We start from the raw sequence: 18,407 nt of genomic DNA, 5'->3' as shown, positions 1-18,407 counted from the left end.
GTTCGCGGCAAAATCAATAAAAAACAATGAATCAGTCATGGAAACAAAGAGCAGGAGAATAAACAGTTAAAATTTTTTTATGGAGGCTTCAAGTTTTTGGACGAAACATTTCATAATTAGCCAAAAACCAGTATAATAGGGAAGTGTCGATAAACTAATGAAGGAATGTGGCAAATGAATACACAGCTAATGAACGAATTAAAAGAGGATTACGGCATTGTCTTCCATGATGTAGATTTACTCGAACAAGCGTTTACGCATTCATCTTATGTGAATGAGCATCGCAATTTGCACCTATCCGATAATGAGCGCCTAGAATTTCTAGGAGATGCTGTTTTAGAATTGATCGTCTCACGGTATTTGTACCGTGAACTGCCGGACCTTCCTGAAGGGAAGTTGACAAAGCTGCGGGCAGCAATCGTTCGCGAAGATAGCTTATCAATGTTTGCCAAAGATTGCCGTTTTGATCAATATATTCGGTTAGGCAAAGGAGAGGAAAACTCTGGCGGACGTAAGCGTCCCTCATTGTTATGCGATCTTTTTGAAGCTTTTTTAGGTGCGTTGTACTTGGATCAAGGTTTGGAGAGCGTCGACGGTTTCTTGACGGCTGTTGTTTTTCCAAAAGTAAAAGCAGGTGCTTTTTCCCATGAGATGGATCACAAGACCCGATTGCAGGAAGTCTTGCAGCGATCTGGCGATGTGTCCATCAACTATCGTTTAACGAAAGAAGAAGGTCCTGCCCACGAACGAATCTTTTGGACAGAAGTCTATTGTGACGATGTGCTGATTGGCGAGGGGCAAGGAAAATCAAAGAAATTATCAGAGCAAGCAGCGGCAGAAAATGCCTTAGCAAGTCTTGATCAATAAGAAAGGAATGGCGGAGTGTATTTAAAACGAATAGAGATTGCCGGTTTCAAATCCTTTGCAGACCGCACGATCATTGATTTTGAAAATAGTGTGACTGCGGTCGTAGGACCAAATGGCAGCGGCAAGAGCAATATTACTGAAGCGATTCGTTGGGTTTTAGGAGAACAGTCTGCCAAAAGCCTGCGTGGTGGCAAGATGCCTGATATCATTTTTGCAGGATCTGACACTCGCAAGCCATTAAATGTAGCGGAAGTAACGATTATTTTAGATAATACCGATCACTATTTACCAATGGATTACAGTGAGATCAGTGTGACTCGCCGGTTAAGGAGAACCGGTGAAAGCGACTTTTATTTGAACAAACAAAGTTGCCGCCTGCGAGATGTCCAGGAACTCTTTATGGATTCCGGGCTAGGAAAAGAATCATTTTCGATTATTTCTCAAGGGAAAGTCGAAGCGATTTTCAGCAGCAAACCAGAAGATCGTCGCGGTATTTTTGAAGAAGCTGCCGGTGTTTTGAAATACAAACAGCGTAAGAAAAAAGCAGAACAGAAATTGTTTGAAACAGAAGACAACCTTAACCGTCTACAAGATATTATTTATGAGTTAGAGGATCAATTGATTCCGTTAGCTGCTCAAAGTGAAGCGGCCAAACAATTTTTGTCATTGAAGGAAAAATTAACGGAAGTAGACGTGGCTTTTTCTGTCATGGAGATCCAGACAGCCAAACGGGCGTGGGAAACAGCTACAGAACAGCTGGAACTATTAAATCATCAGTTGGCTGAAATCACGCAGCAAATCAATACCGATGAACGCAGTGTGCAGCAATTGCGGCAGCGTCGAGCAGCCTTCGATGAATCATTGGAGCAGCTCAATCAGCAGCTGTTGCAAGTAACGGAAGGGCTGAAGCAAGCCGAAGGCCAAAAAGAAGTACTGTTGGAGCGCTCCAAGCATACGCAAAAAAGCACAGCAGAATATCAAGAGACCTTGGATGCCGTCAGTGAACGCCTCCAACAGTTGAATGACGAAAAAGCTGAATTGATTCATGAACTGTCGCAAAAGAATCGCAGTGTCCAAGAGGCAGAAGTAGCGATTGCTGATTGTCGAGCGGAACAAGAAAAGTATCAGAAATCGGCCAAAGAGATCATCGAAGAACTACGCAGTCAATATGTTGAAGCAATGCAGGAGCAAGCAACGGTCGGCAATGAGCTCAAATATCTTGAGCGCCAATACCAGCAAGAATCGGCAAAAAATCAGACAGCCGTTACGAAGCAGACAGAACTGTCGACAGCGATCAAAGAAAAAGCGACAGCCGCAGAAATCGTTAATGAACGCTTGCAAGCCGTGCAGCAACAGTTGGACGAACAGCGGAAGCAATATATCCATTTACAAGAGAAAGCCAAAGATAACAAAGAAAAATTTGATGATGCACAGAAAAAAATGTATCAGTTAATGAACCAAGTCCAACAAGTGCGGGCAAAACAACGGAGTTTACAGGATATCCAAGAAAACTATGCTGGCTTTTATCAAGGCGTCAGACTAGTTCTAAAAAATAAGCAGCAGCTAACCGGTGTCGTGGGTGCTGTTGCAGAATTGATCGAAGTACCAGAAGAATATACAGTTGCTATCGAAACAGCACTGGGCGCTTCTGCCCAGCACGTAGTAGTAGAAACCGAACGTGATGCCAGAGCAGCGATTACCTATTTGAAACAAAATCGTGGTGGTCGGGCCACATTCTTTCCGTTGACGACAATCAAGTCTCGCCAATTACCTAGTTATGCTGTTTCTCAAGCACAACAAGTACCAGGATTTATCGGCGTTGCTAGTGAGCTGGTGCGTTTCAATGAAAATGTAAAAAACATTGCCGAAAATCTATTGGGAAGTATCGTCATCGCAGAAGATCTGACAAGTGCTAATGCATTAGCTAAAGCGCTGAACTATAGCTATCGTGTCGTTTCACTGGAAGGCGACGTGATGAATGCCGGGGGTTCGATGACCGGTGGAGCGACGAAGAAAAATGCCGGCAGCCTATTTAGTCAAAGCAATGAGTTGCAGCAATTAACGGCTCAAGCCGCTCAATTGGATGAACGCCTGCAAAAAACAGAGAAACAAGTGCAGCACTTCGAAACGGTGACAAAAGATGCTCAAGCAGCCTTGGAAGAGCTGCGAACCACCGGTGAAACGGCTCGAATGACGGAACACGAACTAAAAAATCAACTGCAAAACCTCACCAACGAGTTGGAACGGTTGAGAAAAGAGCAGCAAGTCTTTGACTTTGAAAATCGCGAGATTCAGGCCTTTTTTGAAGAGTATAACGAGAAGAAGACTCGGTTGGAATCGGAACAGCAAACCATTGCGCAGCAGCTGAAAAAAATCGATCACGACATTCAAAGCATGAATGCAGAAGAAGATTTAATCGAAGCAAAAAGAAGCCAGTTAGCAGCGACAGCCGCCCAATTACAAGCTGATTTTGCTGTTCAAAAAGAACAAGTGGAACATTTAAGACAAAAAATTGCTGCGAATGCGGAAGCGTTAGCGGAGAATGAAGCACGCCAACAGTCGCTAGAACGGCAGTTAGCAGCAATCAATTCGAATGTGAGTGACCATGAAATTTCGGAAGAAAGCCTGGATCAGCAAATCAGTGATTTTACTCAACGAAAAATAACACTGACACAAGAATTGGCGGACATTCGGCAACAAAGACAAATCGTCCAACAGGAAATTGGACAGTTGGATGAAGCTCTCAGTTTGGCAAACTTGCAACAAAAAGAAAAACTATCCGAAAAGACCAATGTAGAAATTGAGAAAAACCGCGCGGATTTGGTGATGGATAATCGGTTGGCTTACTTGCAGGAAGAATATGCATTGAGCTTTGAAAAAGCGGCCAATGACTATCCAGCAATCGATGACCCGGAAGCTGCAAAACGAGAAATCCAAGATCTAAAAGGAAAAATCGATGCGATTGGACCAGTCAATTTGAATGCTATCGAGCAATATGATCAAGTGGAACAGCGTCACAGCTTCTTGACCAGTCAAAGAGATGATCTGCTTTCTGCAAAAGCACAATTATTCGATACAATGTCCGAGATGGATGAAGAAGTCAAAACACGTTTCGGTGAGATTTTTGATGCGATTCGTCTGCAGTTCAAGCAAGTTTTCCCCAATATGTTCGGCGGGGGACATGCGGAATTGATTTTGACAGATCCAAAGGACTTACTAAATACTGGTATTGAGATCGAAGCCCAACCACCAGGTAAAAAGCTGCAAAACTTGAGTCTACTTTCTGGAGGCGAACGAGCGCTGACAGCCATCGCACTGCTGTTTTCGATCATTCAAGTCCGTCCCGTCCCGTTTTGTGTGCTGGATGAAGTTGAAGCTGCTTTAGACGAAGCCAATGTATCACGCTTTGGCCATTATTTAAGCGACTTCCAAAATGATACACAGTTCATCGTTGTCACACATCGCAAAGGGACCATGGAAGCGGCAGATGTGTTGTATGGCGTGACGATGCAGGAATCCGGTGTATCTAAGACCGTTTCTGTGCGTTTGGAAGATGTCAAAGAAGGCGGAAATTTTGTCGCAGATCAAGAAGGAGTAGCAAAATGATCAAATTAGTCGCAATTGATTTAGACGGTACCTTGCTGGATGGAAAGAAACAAGTATCGCAAAAAAATAAAGAAGTTCTTGCCCAAGCAAAAGCACAAGGAGTAAAAATCGTCCTTTGCACAGGTCGTCCTTTACGGGCAATTCGTCCTTATTTAGAAGAGTTGTCATTGAATGAATCAGGGGACTATAGCATTACTTTTAATGGTGGTCTGGTGCAAAAAAACGATACGGGAGAAATCATGGAAAAAGCCGCTTTGCAATTGGCTGATATTCATGAATTGGTTGCTGTCGCAGCAGAACTGGATTTGCCGCTGGATGTCGTATCCGAAGAAATCGTTTTGTGCTTGCCGACTTCAGCAACGAATCAGTCGATCTATGGTTCGCTGAATCCATTGCTGGATTGCCGCCCGTATGCGATAGAAGCTCTGGATGAGTCGAAACTCTATAATAAAGCTGTGATTGCTTATCATCAAGAAGTACTGGATCCGAAGATTTTGGCAATTCCTTCAGCAATCAGAGAGAAATATGAAGTAATCAAAACTCGGAATAATTTGCTGGAATTTATGCCTAAAGGAATTACGAAAGCCTATGGGATTGAATTGCTGGCTCGGGATTTAGGTATCACTATCGATGAAGTCATGGCGATCGGAGATGAAGAAAATGATCTGCCGATGATTCGCTATGCAGGACTCGGTGTAGCGATGGCTAATGCCGTGCCTTTAATCAAGGAAGCCGCAGATGTGGTAACAGATTCGAATGAAGCAGACGGTGTAGCAACTGTCATCGAAAAATATGTTTTGAAAGGAGGCGTTTGAAATGGGATTTTTTGACAAAATTAAAAAAGCTTTGATTGGTGAATCAAAAGAGCAAGACAAAGTGCAAGGCGAAGTAGAGGAACCAGTTGAATCTCCAGAGTCATCTGTCGATGAGTCATCCGTCGCAGATGACCATTCCGCACAAGAACAAACAGTAGAATCGACGGAACCAACACTGGATTCTCGTCCAGAAACTACTACCGATTCCGCGTTGCAGCCAACAGAAACAGAGGAGTCCGCGGCTGATACTTCATCATCAGAAGGAGCACAAGATCTGAAATCAGCTGAACCATTCGACGTCGTGACACCTAGTGAAACGGTAAAAAAACCTGAAGTACAACCTCAGCCAACAGCGGTTCACAAAGAGGATGTACAAGATAAGTACACGAAGGGACTATCGAAATCTCGCAAAACTTTCGGGCAACGACTCAATGAGCTGTTCGCGAATTTTCGCTCTGTAGACGAAGATTTTTTTGAAGAAGTCGAAGAGACATTGATTGGAGCCGATGTAGGCTTTGATGCAGCGATCAAGATCACGGATGCACTGCGTCAAGAGGTCAAGTTGCGAAATGTCAAGAAGCCGGCAGAGGTTCAAAATGTTATTATTGAAAAACTAGTCGATCTTTACGGTGAAGCGGGTGTCGACGAAGTCAACGAACTAAATATGCAACCTGGATTGACCGTCATTTTATTTGTCGGTGTGAATGGCGTCGGTAAAACCACCAGCATTGGAAAACTGGCGCATCAATTCAAATCAGAAGGCAAGAAAGTGTTGTTGGCAGCTGCGGATACCTTTCGAGCTGGAGCAATCGATCAGCTCGTCGTTTGGGGGGATCGAGCAGGTGTGGAAGTCGTTCGAGGGAAAGCTGGTGGTGATCCGGCAGCCGTCGTATTTGATGCGATGGAACGAGCGAAAGCAGAGCAAGCAGATGTTCTATTAGTTGATACCGCTGGTCGTTTGCAAAATAAAGTCAATTTGATGAATGAGTTAGAGAAAATCAAACGGATCATTCAACGAGTAGAGCCGAATGCGCCTCATGAAGTGTTGCTCGTGTTAGATGCGACGACTGGTCAGAATGCGATGAACCAAGCCAAACAATTCAAAGAAACCACGGATGTTACAGGATTGGTCTTGACGAAATTAGATGGAACTGCCAAAGGTGGGATCGTTTTAGCGATTCGCAATGAATTGCGTTTACCGGTTAAATTGGTCGGATTAGGGGAAGGAATCAACGACCTTGAGCCGTTTGATCCAAATGAGTTTGTTGTTGGGCTATTTAAAGGTCTCATCAACGAAGGTTGATGCTGTTCATCGCTTGAAATAAGACAAAAATATCCGAACTATGTTTGATTATTCCTCTTCATCATCTCGCGATGGCGTTAACGGTAGGAGTAATCAGTAGTAGTTCGGATATTTTTTGTTAAGGAACTTGCATAAAGCTCCTCGGTTATGGAAATAAACTTTATAGGCATACGTTTGTTTGACAGCTGCGATGTACATGAAGTACCACAGCAGAATACGTAACAGATGACGTGTGACTTCTGGTTCACAAAACCTCCCCATCAGCAGCTAAAAGGATGTAGCTGCTGTTCCTGAAATTGAAATCATTCCAAGAAAGATTCCTTGTCTTGTCAGAAATGTTCAGCGTGGACATTTCTCTGTGAACAAGAACAACTTGTTTCAGAAATCAGTTTTTTAGCTGTGCTTGCCGCTCTTTGATGATTTTTTCCAAATCATTCAATGTCTCGGCATCCTCACTGTTTTCAATGAAATTCGAGACTAGATTCAGCAACGATTGTTCAGAGAGTTCGGCAGCTAGAAAATCTTCTTGAGAAACATTTGGAGAATACAAGCGGGTCAAGACAGTACCGCTGTAGCCGATGTCAGCTACTTTCAATAAATCATGGTTCTTTAATTTTCGGACAACGGCTTGGATCGTGTTTTTACTTAAGTCCTGTTGTTGAACCGCAATGTCATTTGCAGACAAAGGTTTTTCAGCATTCCAGAAGATATTCATGATCTGACGTTCGCGTTTGGTAAGATTGAGTGGTTTCATTCACTATTCTTCCTTTCAAAAAAGTTGTAATATTGACATAATAATTTACTATTATATAGTAAGTATACTTTATTTAGAGGTCAAATATCAAATTTATTCAAGTAATTTGTAAAAACTTGGTAATTTTTAAAAAACTAGCAAAGAGAATCGCACAATTTCATTTTTTTCTGCTGGATTATTGACTATAATAAGGAAGAATCTAAGACAAAGAGGGCAATGATATGACACTAAAATCACTTTTTATACAAGAAGAACTGCGTCCCTACTTATTTGATGGGCGTTATGGGATCGAACGTGAGGCGCAGCGTGCACGTTTAGACGGAAGTTTTGCTGGGACAGATCATCCTGAAGCATTAGGCAATCGTAGTTTTCATCCGTACATACAAACCGATTTTGCTGAAAATCAGTTGGAATTGATCACGCCAGTCGCGGAAAGCTCAGAGGAACTATTTCGTTATCTGGCTGCGATCCATGATGTTGCTTATCGTTCGATGGCACCTGAGGAGATGCTTTGGCCATTAAGTATGCCGCCTGCGTTGCCGGAAAAAGAAGAGGATATCGTGATCGCAAAGCTGGATCGTTTTGAAGATGTTCTTTATCGTCGGTTTTTGGCAAGGACGTATGGGCGTCGTAAGCAAATGGTCAGCGGCATCCACTTCAATTTTGAATTTGGGGATGATTTTTTAAGAAAGTTATTTACCAAGTCGTCAGAAACAGATTATCGTAGGTTTAAAACAGAACTTTACTTGAAAGTTACCCGAAATTACTTGCATTACCGCTGGTTTTTGACTTATTTCTTTGGAGCAACGCCGCAAACGGAAGCCAATTATTTTATGGCGGGTTCTGGACCGCAAGAACCTGTCCGCAGCATTCGTAACAGCCGCTATGGCTACACGAATCATACCGATGTCAACGTGTCTTATGCCTCTCTTGAGACCTATCTGGCGGATATCGCTGAGCTGGTAGAAACTGGCAAACTATCTGAGGAAAAAGAGTTTTATGCACCAGTTCGCCTGCGAGGGGGGCAAAAGGTTGCCGACTTAGCAACAGCGGGAATTCGTTACATTGAATTACGCAATATTGATATCAATCCCTTTGAAATGTATGGTATTTCGCAAGATCAAGTGAAATTTCTGCACCTTTTCTTGTTATACTTAGCAACGAAAGAGGAGGGCGCTGATGCCGATGCTTGGGTCGAAGAAGGAAATCGCAAAAACAATCAAGTGGCATTGGAACACCCATTGAATCAAACGATCTATCTTGAAGAAGCTAAAGTAGTTGCGGAAGAATTGATCGCTTTTGCAAAGGAAATCAGTCTGCCGACAATGCCTTTACTGGATCAACTGCTGCCAATGTTGGAAGATCCCGGCAAAACTTTTGCCGGTCGTTTATATCAAGCCAGCCAAAGGTCAAGTCAGGCTCAAGTGGCAACTGAACTAGGAGTATCCTATCATCAAGTTGCCTGGGAAAAACCTTATCAGTTAGCAGGCTTCACCAACATGGAACTGTCAACACAAATTTTGATGTTCGATGCGATTCAAAAGGGAATCAAGGTGGAAGTGTTGGATGAATCTGATCAGTTCTTGAAATTATCGATCGATGAACATGTTGAATATGTCAAAAACGCTAATATGACAAGTAAGGATCGTTATATCGTTCCTTTGATCATGGCCAATAAAACGGTCACAAAAAAGATTTTAGCTGAGAATGGTTTTCGGGTTCCTGCAGGAGCAGAATTCGCCACTGTAGAAAAGGCGCTTGCTGCTTACCCGCAATTTGCTGACAGAGGTTTTGTCGTCAAACCCAAAACAACCAACTATGGCGTGGGAATCTCGATCTTTAAGGATGGCGCTTCGTTGGAGGACTATCAAGCTGCTGTCCGTTTAGCTTTTGCTGAAGACCAGTCGATTTTAGTTGAAGCATTCCTTGCTGGAACAGAGTATCGTTTCTTTGTGATCGATGGTCAAGTTGAAGCAATTTTGCTACGAATACCGGCAAATGTAATAGGAGATGGTCGGCGCACGATCAAGGAATTAGTTGCAGAGAAAAATACCGATCCATTACGGGGGACCCACCATCGGACACCGTTGGAGAAGATCCAATTAGGTGAATTGGAACAGTTGATGTTGAAAGAGCAAGGCTATCACATAGATTCTGTCCCAGAAAAAGGACAAATCGTTTACTTGCGGGAAAATTCCAATATCAGCACGGGCGGCGATTCGATCGATGTCACCGATCAATTTAATGATGACTACAAAAAAATCGCTGCAGATGCCGTGACCGCATTACAGGCACGAATCAGTGGGATTGATTTGATTATTCCTGACAAGGAAAAGCCCACGGAGGATCCGGGAGCATACGGCATTATTGAAGCGAACTTCAATCCCGCTATGCATATGCATATTTACCCGTACCAAGGACAAAGCCGCCGCTTAACCATGTCTGTCCTCAAGCTGCTTTTTCCGGAACGATTTTAACAGCCGCTTAACAGTCAGAAGTTGAAAAAGGAACAGTGACAAGGCTTTTGTCACTGTTCCTTTTTTTAGAATAAATGGTTAGAAGTAGCTTCTTCGGAAATAAGCCGAAATATCTTAAAGCTGACCATTTCTAATACAACTTCTTTTGCTGTTCGTACTAGTGAAGGATCACTAGTAATTGATCCGTTGGTTTGTTTAGCGGAAGAATCGTTCCCAGAATGGTTTTTTTTCTTTGATGGGATCTTCTTCGGAAGATGATTTTGTCTTTTGAGGATACTTTTCTTCGATATCGATTACCTCTTCATTCACTGCCTCATTGGCAACGATCAGTAAACCGATACTGTCAGGATCAGCAGTCTGGGCGTCAGTCACCACTCGAAAATCGAGCTGTTGTTTCGTAATCAATGAAATAAAGGTCGTCTGAAGCGTTTCGGGCAATTTTCCGTTGATCAAGATCAGTGCCCCTTGATAGTTAGGGAGAACCGACTGTAACGTTTCTTGGTTGTCCTTTTTCTTCATTTCTGCTACCGTCATACTTAGATAACAACGTTCACGAAACGTTCCCAAGTATTTTCTTTGTTCATCTGGATTAACACGAGGTGTCCCGTACATTCCTGTATCTAGGCGTTTCTCCAATTCATCGGACATTGAAAATCCTCCTAAGCGTTTTCTTGCTTTATATTATAGCACAAAAAAGGGAGCGTCGATTATTAGAAACATTTAGCTATTTCAGTGAGGTCATAAGAAAGACTAAAAAAGATCAGAAAGAAAGCTGGTGAAAACATGGAAATCCAAAAGAACCACTTATTGATTTTAGCAGAAAATCAACGAATCGAGACACCACGATTATGGTTGCGTCCTGTGACGATGGCAGATGCCAATGATTTATTCGAATACGCAAGTGATGAAGAAACGACGGAGTTTGTTTTTCCGAGGCATCAATCACTTGTGGATACAAAAATCGCCATTGCAACGTATTTTTTAGCGGCGCCATTAGGTAAATTTGCTATTGAAGAGAAAATGAGTGGCAATATGATCGGAACGATCGACTTGCGGGTGGACCCGCTAAAGGAAGTGGCAGAACTAGGCTATACCTTGAATAAAGCTTTCTGGGGGCAAGGGATCGTACCGGAAGCTGCTCGGATGCTTTTGTCTTTGGGTTTTGAAAAATTAGCGCTTGTTCGTATTTATGCACTGCACGATCAGCGAAATCATCGATCTGGTCGCGTGATGGAAAAAATTGGCATGAAAGTGGAAGCACAGATTCCGGCTGCGCGAAGATTTCGTGGGCAAGTAGTGGACGAAGTGATGCGGGGAATTACCCGAGACGAGTGGCAAAAACGAATCATGTAAAGGAGAATCGCTATGGAAATAACGATTGATATGGATGCAGCAGCAGTAGCAAAAATCTCAGAAGTCAAACAGGAGGGAGATCGAATTTATCTAGATTTTGAAGATGGTGTGGGACCTTTTCCGGCTACGGCGATCTCTTGCCGGTTAGATATTAGTTTTCGCTTGATCCTCGTACCAGCAGATTATCCAGAAGAAGGATTGTCTATCTATGATACGAAGCTGGATACAGCAATTGGAACAGTTTGGTTAAAACAAGGCGCAGCAATGTATTTAGAAGAGCGGACACGCTTGGTGGTCGATCCTGACTATCAGCGCTTGCAGTTGACTAGTGACAGCGGTCTGCTGGCATCTAACGTTCAACTGTTGCGCATGGACAAAAAGGTGGCAGGAAACTGATATGGGGAAATTAGCCGTTATCAGCGATTTGCATGTCGATATCAATCATTTCAGTGCAACAGACTTGCAGCTGATAGCCGAATTGCTAGACGCCAATCAAGCGACGCACTTGCATCTAGCTGGAGATATTGCAAACAAAGAGACAGCAGCGATGACCGTCATTGATTTCTTTCAAAGACAGCTGCCTACTACCTTTCATTGGGGCAATCATGAAATGGCTGATTTATCAGAATCATTGATCGAAACCTATCCTGATCCAGCTTTCTTGAACTTTCAAACAGTCGCTTTATCGGAAAAAACACTCTTGTTAGGTGTCAATGGCTGGTATGACTACGGCTATTCTGACTTGCAAAGCACAGAAGAGATCCTTCGTCTCAAGCGCCTCTTTTGGTATGATCGTATGATTCAGCGGACAGGAACCGATCCGGAAATCAGTCATCAGATCAATGAAAGACTGCGTCAAACATTGCGAGGGCTCCCTCAAGATAAAGAAGTCATCGTAACGACTCATTTTGTTCCGAAAGCAACCTTTATCGTCAAACAAACGGGGAAGTATGTTCGTTGGAATCATTTGAACGCGTTTCTAGGTTCACCAGAATTTGGGGCAGTTATTGATGAGGCGGACAATGTGCGTCAAGTAGTCTTTGGTCATACCCATCGTCGGTTTGAAGATCAAGTGATTGGACAGACGATTTATAGCTGTCGTCCTTTGGGCTATTACTATGAATGGCAATTGACCCGACGATTTGTTCTGGAAAATCAGTTGACAGAAAATTTTCAGCCAACAAAGCTACGGGGACTTTTGCGAACTAATCAAGCAGCGTTCAATCAATACAAAGCAGCCCATTTAAGAGCAGAGCTCCAGCAAGCAATCACATGGATCAACTATTGATTCGCTACGAGATAAAAGCGTGCGGGACTGTGTCATAAGTCTCCTACAAGTAAAACTATCCGAACATTAATGATTATTGCTCCTGCGGTGCAGGGACTCCTCGTCGCAAAAGTCAGAGGAATCTATCCTAGCAACAGACTATTATTCGGTTTAACTTGTTGGATGATGACTTATGGCACAGTCCCTCTTTTTTTCGAATAAACGACTAACAGTAGCTTCTTCGGAAATAAGCAGAAATTTCAAAAAAATAAAGCAGCAATTTTCGGCAATTCCTTTTTATTGCTTGAAGCAGTCCACGTTTGCTACTTTCTCTTTTTTTACCGCTGCAATCTTTTCCGCAAGAAAATCCCTAAATAAGCCGCAGCAATGGCTTTGATCACACCGGGCAGAAGGAAGAGAACAAAACCGCCATTGATGGCAGCAGTCCAAGACATAGCGGTGCTCCATTTTAACCATAAGGTACCAAAAAACAATGTTGCTAATGCACCAGCGATATTCGCTAACATCCCTCTCACATATCCGGCGCGGCCTGTTTCCAAAAGTTTCCCCGTCAAGAGTCCATTAAAGATAAAACCAATCAGATAGCCGCCTGTAGGTCCGAATAAGACGCCGATGCCACTTGCTCCGCCGGCAAAAACTGGTAATCCGATCAACCCCAGCAATAAGTAAATAAGGATCGACATGGTCCCTGTGCGCATTCCTAGAAAGGTTACCGCCAAGCCGACAGCAAAGGTTTGGCCTGTCAGAGGAATCAATCCTAATGGGATGGTTAGTTGAGACAGCCCAGCAATAATGATGGCAAAAAAAGCAGCATAGATTTGTTCTCGCAATGGTAGTTTCATAGTATCCTTCTTTCGTTAACACATAATCCAATAGTTGGTTAACGAAATTATAAATCTTGGTTAACGAAAAGTAAAGAGTAAATCAACGTTTTTTTCGCAACGCTTGCAACAAAGTTTCTGTAGCCAAAAAAGGGGTAAACAGTTCAAAAACCTCAGAGGGTACAGGAAAGTATCCGACAAGCGTTACTAACGTAGATTCATCGAGAAAAGGTAGCAGGTCTTCAAGCTCTGACAACCGTTGCTCCGGATTCTCTGACGCTGCCAGGATCTTTTGAAGAATGCGTCCTAGATCTTGCTTTTCGAGAAAAGGGGCAATATCTTCCAACTCGTACAAAGACAGCGAGTTTGAGACAGACTGCTCAACTTTTTGGGCTAAGAAAGTGGCAGATAAGTAGGGCGCTGCTTCTTCCAGAAAAGCGAAAGTATAGTCCTCTTTCATCAATTGTTCCAAATGATCTGTCTCTAAAAAAGGTAAAAATTCTTCTAGTGCTTCTTCGGTCAGCGGTTCTGTTATAGGTTTCAATAAAGCAAATAATTCTTCACTGCTCAAAAAAGGTGCCAATTGCTCCACTAACTCAAGTTCAAAAGGCTGGGCTTGAGTCGCAGCTGCCAATTCTTTAGGTTTAATGATCGGCGCCAACGTGGTGATTTCCTGAGAATCGGCGACTCCCTCGTGGTAATGCATTACTGCAACTCCGCTATTTCCTAATAGTTCGTCAATGGATAACTGCAAAATTGTTGCTAGCTGGGACAATTTTTCGATGTCAGGCAATGTATTGCCTCGCTCCCAATTGCTGATAGCTTGATAACTGACCAATAATTGATCTGCTAAGTTGCTTTGAGTCATATTTAGTTCTCGACGTTTGCTGGCAATCCGTTGGCCGATTTGCCGTATGTTGAATTCATTCATGTGAACTCCTCCTTTCGTGTCTCCAGTATAGGGGAACTAGCAACTGAAATACAATCAAGCCTTCGTTGAGTTGTCTCAAAAAAATTCAAGCCCTCGTTGAGTTGTCTAAAATGACAAGTCAACGAGAGCGGTGAATGATTATGGAGTGATCAATGTGACCAGATAGTCACCGAACGCTTTGGTAGACAAACAATGCGCGTCAGTCATAGCTGCCGCAAAGTCAGTTGTGACTTTCTTTTCCTTGATTGCTGTCTCGATGGCTGTGGTAATAAGAACTGCTGCTTCATCCCACTGGATATATTCCAAGAGCATACAAGCAGAGAGCAACAACGAGCAGGGATTGGCTTTTCCTGTGTCAACGATATCGGGGGCAGTACCGTGGGTTGCTTCAAAGATTGCGGCACCACTTACATAATTGATATTTGCACCTGGAGCGATCCCAATTCCGCCGACTTGAGCGGCTAATGCGTCGGAAAGATAGTCGCCATTGAGATTGCAAGTTGCGATCACTGAAAATTTTTCTGGGTACAAAAGAATCTGTTGCAGGAAATTATCTGCGATCACATCATTGATAATGACTTTTCCGGCTTGTTGTGCAGCAGCAAGTGCTGCTTGAGCCGCTTCAATATTCTGCTCAGATTTAATTGTTGCCCATTGGTTCATCGTGAAGCACTGATCGGCATAATTCGTTTCCGCTAATTGATAGCCCCAATTTTTGAAGCCGCCTTCGGTAAATTTCATGATGTTCCCTTTATGAACAAGGGTGACAGACGGCAAGTGGTGTGCGATAGCATACTCGATCGCTCCGCTGATCAACCGCTGACTGCCCTCTTTTGAGATCGGTTTGATCCCGATGGCGCTGCTTTCTGGAAAGCGAATGTTTTTGACACTGAATTGTGTTTGCAGCACCTCAATTAATTGTTTCGTGAGGGGATCATTTTTTGCAAATTCGATTCCTGCGTAAACATCTTCTGTATTTTCACGGAAAATCACCATATTCGTCTTTTCCGGATGCTTCAAAGGAGAAGGTACCCCGGCAAAGTATCGAACGGGCCGAACACAAGCATAGAGGTCTAATGTTTGGCGCAATGTGACATTGAGGGATCGGAATCCTTTGCCAACTGGTGTGGTCAATGGTCCCTTCAATGCGATTTTAGCCTCTTGGATAGTGGTAAGAGTCGACTGCGGCAACCATTCGCCGGTTTGTCTAAATGCTTTTTCACCAGCTAAAACTTCTTGCCAGTGGATCCTTCTTTTGGGACCATACGCTTGTTTTACGGCCGCATCAATCACAGGTTGCGCTGCTTGCCAAATTTCTGGACCAATGCCGTCACCACTGATATAAGGAATTGTGAGAACAGTGTTAGATAAGGACGCTTCAGAATGCATTGCTAGTTCCTCCTGCTTCTATTTTTTTGCGAATGACCATTGGTAAGATTCCTTGATGTTTCCAGTAACGGATATCTGCTGGTGCATCGAAACGCAGCCGAGTCGGAAAGGTGATCATTGTTTCATCTGTACGTTTGGCTGTCACATCAATCTGCTGATTGACCTGCGGTTCTTCGGGCAGTTGGATAAAGAAGGATTCAGAGCCATCCAATCCCAAGGAAGCGGCAGTTTGCCCAGCAAGATATTCTAGAGGAATCACACCCATCATGACCAAATTGCTGCGATGAATCCGTTCGAAACTTTCTGCCAAGACTACTTTGACGCCTAAAAGTTGGGTCCCTTTAGCTGCCCAATCTCGGGAAGAACCCATCCCATAATCTTTACCAGCTAAAATAATGCAAGACTGTTCGTTTTTCTGATAATTCATGGCAGCGTCATAGATTGACATCGTTTCCCCTGTAGGAAAATAATGGGTGATCCCGCCAGTACTTCCAGGAACCAGCTGATTCTGTAAACGAATGTTGCCGAAAGTTCCCCGCATCATGATGTGATGATTGCCTCGCCGTGAACCAAAAGAGTTGAACTCACGGTAAGGAACAGCTTTGGTTTGCAAAAACCTGCCGGCGGGAGAATCTAATCCAATGCTACCAGCGGGAGAAATATGGTCTGTCGTAACAGAATCCCCCAATTTGGCTAACACTTTCAAATCAGACAAACTTGTTTGGATAGGTAATTCTTTGGTCAAGGAATCAAAATAGGGTGGGTGGGCAATATATGTTGATGTGTCCTCCCAAGCATAACAATCACTGGCAGTTGTATCGATACGGTTCCAACGCTCATTGGCGTCGAATAGATGCGCATAAGCTGCACGAAACGCTTCTGGTCCAACAAAAGCTTGAATATATTCATTGACTTCTTCGTTACTTGGCCAGATATCCGTCAGATAAATTTCTTGTCCTGCTACGACGCCTAGAGGCTCCTTCGTCAAATCTTTCCGGATGGTTCCAGCAATGGCATAGGCGACGACTAACGGAGGAGAAGCTAAATAATTGGCTTTGATCTGTGGATGGATCCGACCTTCAAAGTTGCGGTTTCCAGATAAAACAGAAGCGACCAGTAAATTTTCGTTTTCGATTGCTTCTGCTACGGGTGCTTCTAATGGACCGGAGTTGCCGATACAAGTCGTACAGCCGTATCCAACTAAATAAAAGCCTAATTGTTCAAGATAAGGCAATAATCCACTGGCAGTCAAATAGGTGGTTACGATCTGGGAACCAGGGGCCAAGGAAGTCTTGACCGATTTTGGCACGGTCAATCCTTTTTCTACCGCCTTTTTTGCTAACAATCCCGCAGAGAGCATGACGAAGGGATTGCTCGTATTCGTACAGCTAGTGATAGCTGCAAGTACGATATCTCCTGTCTGCAATGTTTCGGAAGGCTCGTTTGGCCAGTTAACTTGGCTGCTTTTTTGCCATTCCTTCTCCGAAAGACCGAAGCCTTTTGGTCCGATGTCAGCCGTGAGGGAACGATCGAAATCAGTGCCAACTTCCGGTAATAAGATACGGTCCTGTGGTCGTTTTGGTCCTGCCAATGCGGGCTGGATCTTGGCTAGATCGATGGTGACCGTTTTGGTGTAGTCTGGTATCTCCGTCGCATCATAAAAGAGATGATTGGCTTTTGTGTAGGCAGCAACCTTATGGATCAATTCGGGTGTTCGTCCCGTAGTAGCTAAATAGTTGAGGGTCTCTTCATCAATTGGACAAAAACCGCAAGTGGCGCCATATTCTGGTGCCATATTGGCAAGGGTCGCACGGTCAGCTAAACTTAACCGTTGGTAACCGGTTCCGAAATATTCAACAAATTTTCCTACCACTTGCTCCTTTCGCAAGACTTCAGTAACAGTCAACGCCAAATCAGTTGCGGTCGTACCGGCAGGCATTTCGTTCACAAAACAGACACCGATAACTTCTGGAGTCGGGAAAAATGACGGCTCGCCCAAAATCGCTGCTTCTGCCTCGATACCGCCAACGCCCCAGCCCAATACACCGAGACCATTGATCATCGTTGTATGGGAATCTGTTCCTTGCAATGTATCCGGAAAAAGAAACGGCTCGCCAGCAATTTTTTTTTCCAAAATCACATCAGAAAGTGATTCAATATTTACTTGATGGATGATACCGGTCTCTGGAGGGACGACTTCAAAATTGTCAAATGAACCCTGAGCCCACTTCAAGAATTGGTAGCGCTCTTGGTTTCGTTCAAATTCACGCGCCGTATTGAAAGCCACTGCTTCCGGAGTCCCTGCACAATCGACTTGGACGGAATGATCGACAACCAAAGTCACGGGAATCTCAGGATTGATTGTATCTGCATTCCCGCCTAAGGCAACGATTGCGTCTCGCATCGCAGCAAGGTCTACGACCGCTGGAACACCAGTGAAGTCTTGCAAAACGACACGTTCGGGTTTGAAAGGTACGACGCCTGTGGGCTGTTCAGCGTTCCAATTGACCAAATAATCCAAGTAAACAGCAGTGATCTCTTCATCTTGGTGACGGGCGACACTTTCTAGTAACACGCGAATCGAGTAAGGCAATCTTTTTAATTCAGCGTTAAAGTCAGCCGCGACCTTTGCTAAATCAATAAACGTATAGCGCTGATCATTCACGATCAGGTTTGTGTGCCAATTCATAAGCATCCTCCTTAAATATCAATCTATTAGGAATAATTATACGTTTATAAAAAGAAAAATCAATTAAAATTATGAAAAATATTTCATTTTATAAACATCGTGCTATAATGTTTA

Annotated in this window: 14 protein-coding genes; 8 read left to right on the top strand and 6 right to left on the bottom strand. The window is 43.6% G+C overall.

What is annotated here, in order from left to right; all coding sequences use genetic code 11:
• Positions 1 to 174 precede the first annotated feature (174 nt).
• The 4 genes from rnc to ftsY are packed head-to-tail and all read left to right on the top strand — an operon-like array spanning position 175 to position 6,591.
• Entirely contained in the window at positions 175 to 867 is a 693-nt protein-coding gene (gene rnc, locus IGJ45_RS14710; RefSeq protein WP_003128057.1) for a ribonuclease III, read from the top strand.
• Positions 868 to 882: 15 nt separating this feature from the next.
• Entirely contained in the window at positions 883 to 4,473 is a 3,591-nt protein-coding gene (gene smc, locus IGJ45_RS14705) for a chromosome segregation protein SMC (RefSeq protein ID WP_060813269.1), read from the top strand.
• On the top strand, positions 4,470 to 5,288 hold the full coding sequence (locus IGJ45_RS14700; RefSeq protein WP_003128060.1) for a Cof-type HAD-IIB family hydrolase: 819 nt from the start codon (positions 4,470 to 4,472) through the stop codon (positions 5,286 to 5,288). The genes smc and IGJ45_RS14700 overlap by 4 nt, the downstream gene beginning before the upstream one ends.
• 1 nt (position 5,289) lies before the next feature.
• Complete coding sequence (gene ftsY / locus IGJ45_RS14695) at positions 5,290 to 6,591, top strand: signal recognition particle-docking protein FtsY (protein ID WP_060813268.1); 1,302 nt, start codon at positions 5,290 to 5,292, stop codon at positions 6,589 to 6,591.
• A gap of 385 nt (positions 6,592 to 6,976) precedes the next feature.
• Here the strand turns inward: ftsY and IGJ45_RS14690 are convergent, their stop codons facing one another.
• Positions 6,977 to 7,345: a BlaI/MecI/CopY family transcriptional regulator gene (locus tag IGJ45_RS14690; RefSeq protein WP_003128064.1), complete on the bottom strand. Its 369-nt coding sequence runs from the start codon at positions 7,343 to 7,345 to the stop codon at positions 6,977 to 6,979.
• A 221-nt stretch (positions 7,346 to 7,566) separates the two neighbouring features.
• Here IGJ45_RS14690 and gshAB point away from each other — a divergent pair, with 221 nt between their 5' ends.
• Positions 7,567 to 9,822 (top strand): bifunctional glutamate--cysteine ligase GshA/glutathione synthetase GshB, encoded by a 2,256-nt coding sequence (gene gshAB / locus IGJ45_RS14685; protein WP_096710881.1) that lies wholly within the window; start codon positions 7,567 to 7,569, stop codon positions 9,820 to 9,822.
• A 195-nt stretch (positions 9,823 to 10,017) separates the two neighbouring features.
• On the opposite strand, the gene IGJ45_RS14680 is transcribed toward gshAB, so the two are convergent.
• Positions 10,018 to 10,470 carry a YueI family protein gene (locus tag IGJ45_RS14680; protein ID WP_041119905.1) on the bottom strand — a complete coding sequence of 151 codons (453 nt, stop codon included), beginning with the start codon at positions 10,468 to 10,470 and terminating at the stop codon, positions 10,018 to 10,020.
• Positions 10,471 to 10,605: 135 nt separating this feature from the next.
• On the opposite strand from IGJ45_RS14680, the gene IGJ45_RS14675 reads away from it, so the two are divergent.
• Genes IGJ45_RS14675 through IGJ45_RS14665 form a run of 3 tightly spaced genes read left to right on the top strand, consistent with a single transcriptional unit; the run spans position 10,606 to position 12,463 of the window.
• Positions 10,606 to 11,175: a GNAT family N-acetyltransferase gene (locus IGJ45_RS14675; RefSeq protein WP_021150613.1), complete on the top strand. Its 570-nt coding sequence runs from the start codon at positions 10,606 to 10,608 to the stop codon at positions 11,173 to 11,175.
• A gap of 12 nt (positions 11,176 to 11,187) precedes the next feature.
• On the top strand, positions 11,188 to 11,571 hold the full coding sequence (locus IGJ45_RS14670) for an iron-sulfur cluster biosynthesis family protein (RefSeq protein WP_003128068.1): 384 nt from the start codon (positions 11,188 to 11,190) through the stop codon (positions 11,569 to 11,571).
• Position 11,572: 1 nt separating this feature from the next.
• Positions 11,573 to 12,463 (top strand): metallophosphoesterase, encoded by an 891-nt coding sequence (locus IGJ45_RS14665; protein WP_096710882.1) that lies wholly within the window; start codon positions 11,573 to 11,575, stop codon positions 12,461 to 12,463.
• A 317-nt stretch (positions 12,464 to 12,780) separates the two neighbouring features.
• Here IGJ45_RS14665 and IGJ45_RS14660 read toward each other — a convergent pair whose 3' ends face one another.
• The 4 genes from IGJ45_RS14660 to acnA form a co-directional block, all read right to left on the bottom strand.
• Positions 12,781 to 13,305 carry a biotin transporter BioY gene (locus tag IGJ45_RS14660; protein WP_003128071.1) on the bottom strand — a complete coding sequence of 175 codons (525 nt, stop codon included), beginning with the start codon at positions 13,303 to 13,305 and terminating at the stop codon, positions 12,781 to 12,783.
• An 82-nt stretch (positions 13,306 to 13,387) separates the two neighbouring features.
• On the bottom strand, positions 13,388 to 14,215 hold the full coding sequence (locus IGJ45_RS14655) for a helix-turn-helix domain-containing protein (RefSeq protein WP_096710883.1): 828 nt from the start codon (positions 14,213 to 14,215) through the stop codon (positions 13,388 to 13,390).
• A gap of 138 nt (positions 14,216 to 14,353) precedes the next feature.
• Complete coding sequence (gene icd / locus IGJ45_RS14650) at positions 14,354 to 15,604, bottom strand: NADP-dependent isocitrate dehydrogenase (protein WP_003128073.1); 1,251 nt, start codon at positions 15,602 to 15,604, stop codon at positions 14,354 to 14,356.
• Positions 15,594 to 18,293: an aconitate hydratase AcnA gene (acnA, locus tag IGJ45_RS14645; protein ID WP_005470052.1), complete on the bottom strand. Its 2,700-nt coding sequence runs from the start codon at positions 18,291 to 18,293 to the stop codon at positions 15,594 to 15,596. The genes icd and acnA overlap by 11 nt, the downstream gene beginning before the upstream one ends.
• Positions 18,294 to 18,407 lie beyond the last annotated feature (114 nt).

This window comes from Enterococcus sp. DIV0574 (assembly GCF_051711125.1).
Taxonomy (GTDB): domain Bacteria; phylum Bacillota; class Bacilli; order Lactobacillales; family Enterococcaceae; genus Enterococcus_D; species Enterococcus_D gallinarum.
This window is presented reverse-complemented; position numbering and strand designations above follow the sequence as displayed.

Bases quoted from the DNA above. Each gene is read 5' to 3' on its own strand.
- acnA (WP_005470052.1), bottom strand. From the start codon at position 18,293: ATGAATTGGCACACAAACCTGATCGTGAATGATCAGCGCTATACGTTT.
- IGJ45_RS14660 (WP_003128071.1), bottom strand. From the start codon at position 13,305: ATGAAACTACCATTGCGAGAACAAATCTATGCTGCTTTTTTTGCCATC.
- icd (WP_003128073.1), bottom strand. From the start codon at position 15,604: ATGCATTCTGAAGCGTCCTTATCTAACACTGTTCTCACAATTCCTTAT.
- IGJ45_RS14680 (WP_041119905.1), bottom strand. From the start codon at position 10,470: ATGTCCGATGAATTGGAGAAACGCCTAGATACAGGAATGTACGGGACA.
- IGJ45_RS14675 (WP_021150613.1), top strand. From the start codon at position 10,606: ATGGAAATCCAAAAGAACCACTTATTGATTTTAGCAGAAAATCAACGA.
- IGJ45_RS14700 (WP_003128060.1), top strand. From the start codon at position 4,470: ATGATCAAATTAGTCGCAATTGATTTAGACGGTACCTTGCTGGATGGA.
- IGJ45_RS14655 (WP_096710883.1), bottom strand. From the start codon at position 14,215: ATGAATGAATTCAACATACGGCAAATCGGCCAACGGATTGCCAGCAAA.
- gshAB (WP_096710881.1), top strand. From the start codon at position 7,567: ATGACACTAAAATCACTTTTTATACAAGAAGAACTGCGTCCCTACTTA.
- IGJ45_RS14690 (WP_003128064.1), bottom strand. From the start codon at position 7,345: ATGAAACCACTCAATCTTACCAAACGCGAACGTCAGATCATGAATATC.
- ftsY (WP_060813268.1), top strand. From the start codon at position 5,290: ATGGGATTTTTTGACAAAATTAAAAAAGCTTTGATTGGTGAATCAAAA.
- IGJ45_RS14670 (WP_003128068.1), top strand. From the start codon at position 11,188: ATGGAAATAACGATTGATATGGATGCAGCAGCAGTAGCAAAAATCTCA.
- IGJ45_RS14665 (WP_096710882.1), top strand. From the start codon at position 11,573: ATGGGGAAATTAGCCGTTATCAGCGATTTGCATGTCGATATCAATCAT.
- rnc (WP_003128057.1), top strand. From the start codon at position 175: ATGAATACACAGCTAATGAACGAATTAAAAGAGGATTACGGCATTGTC.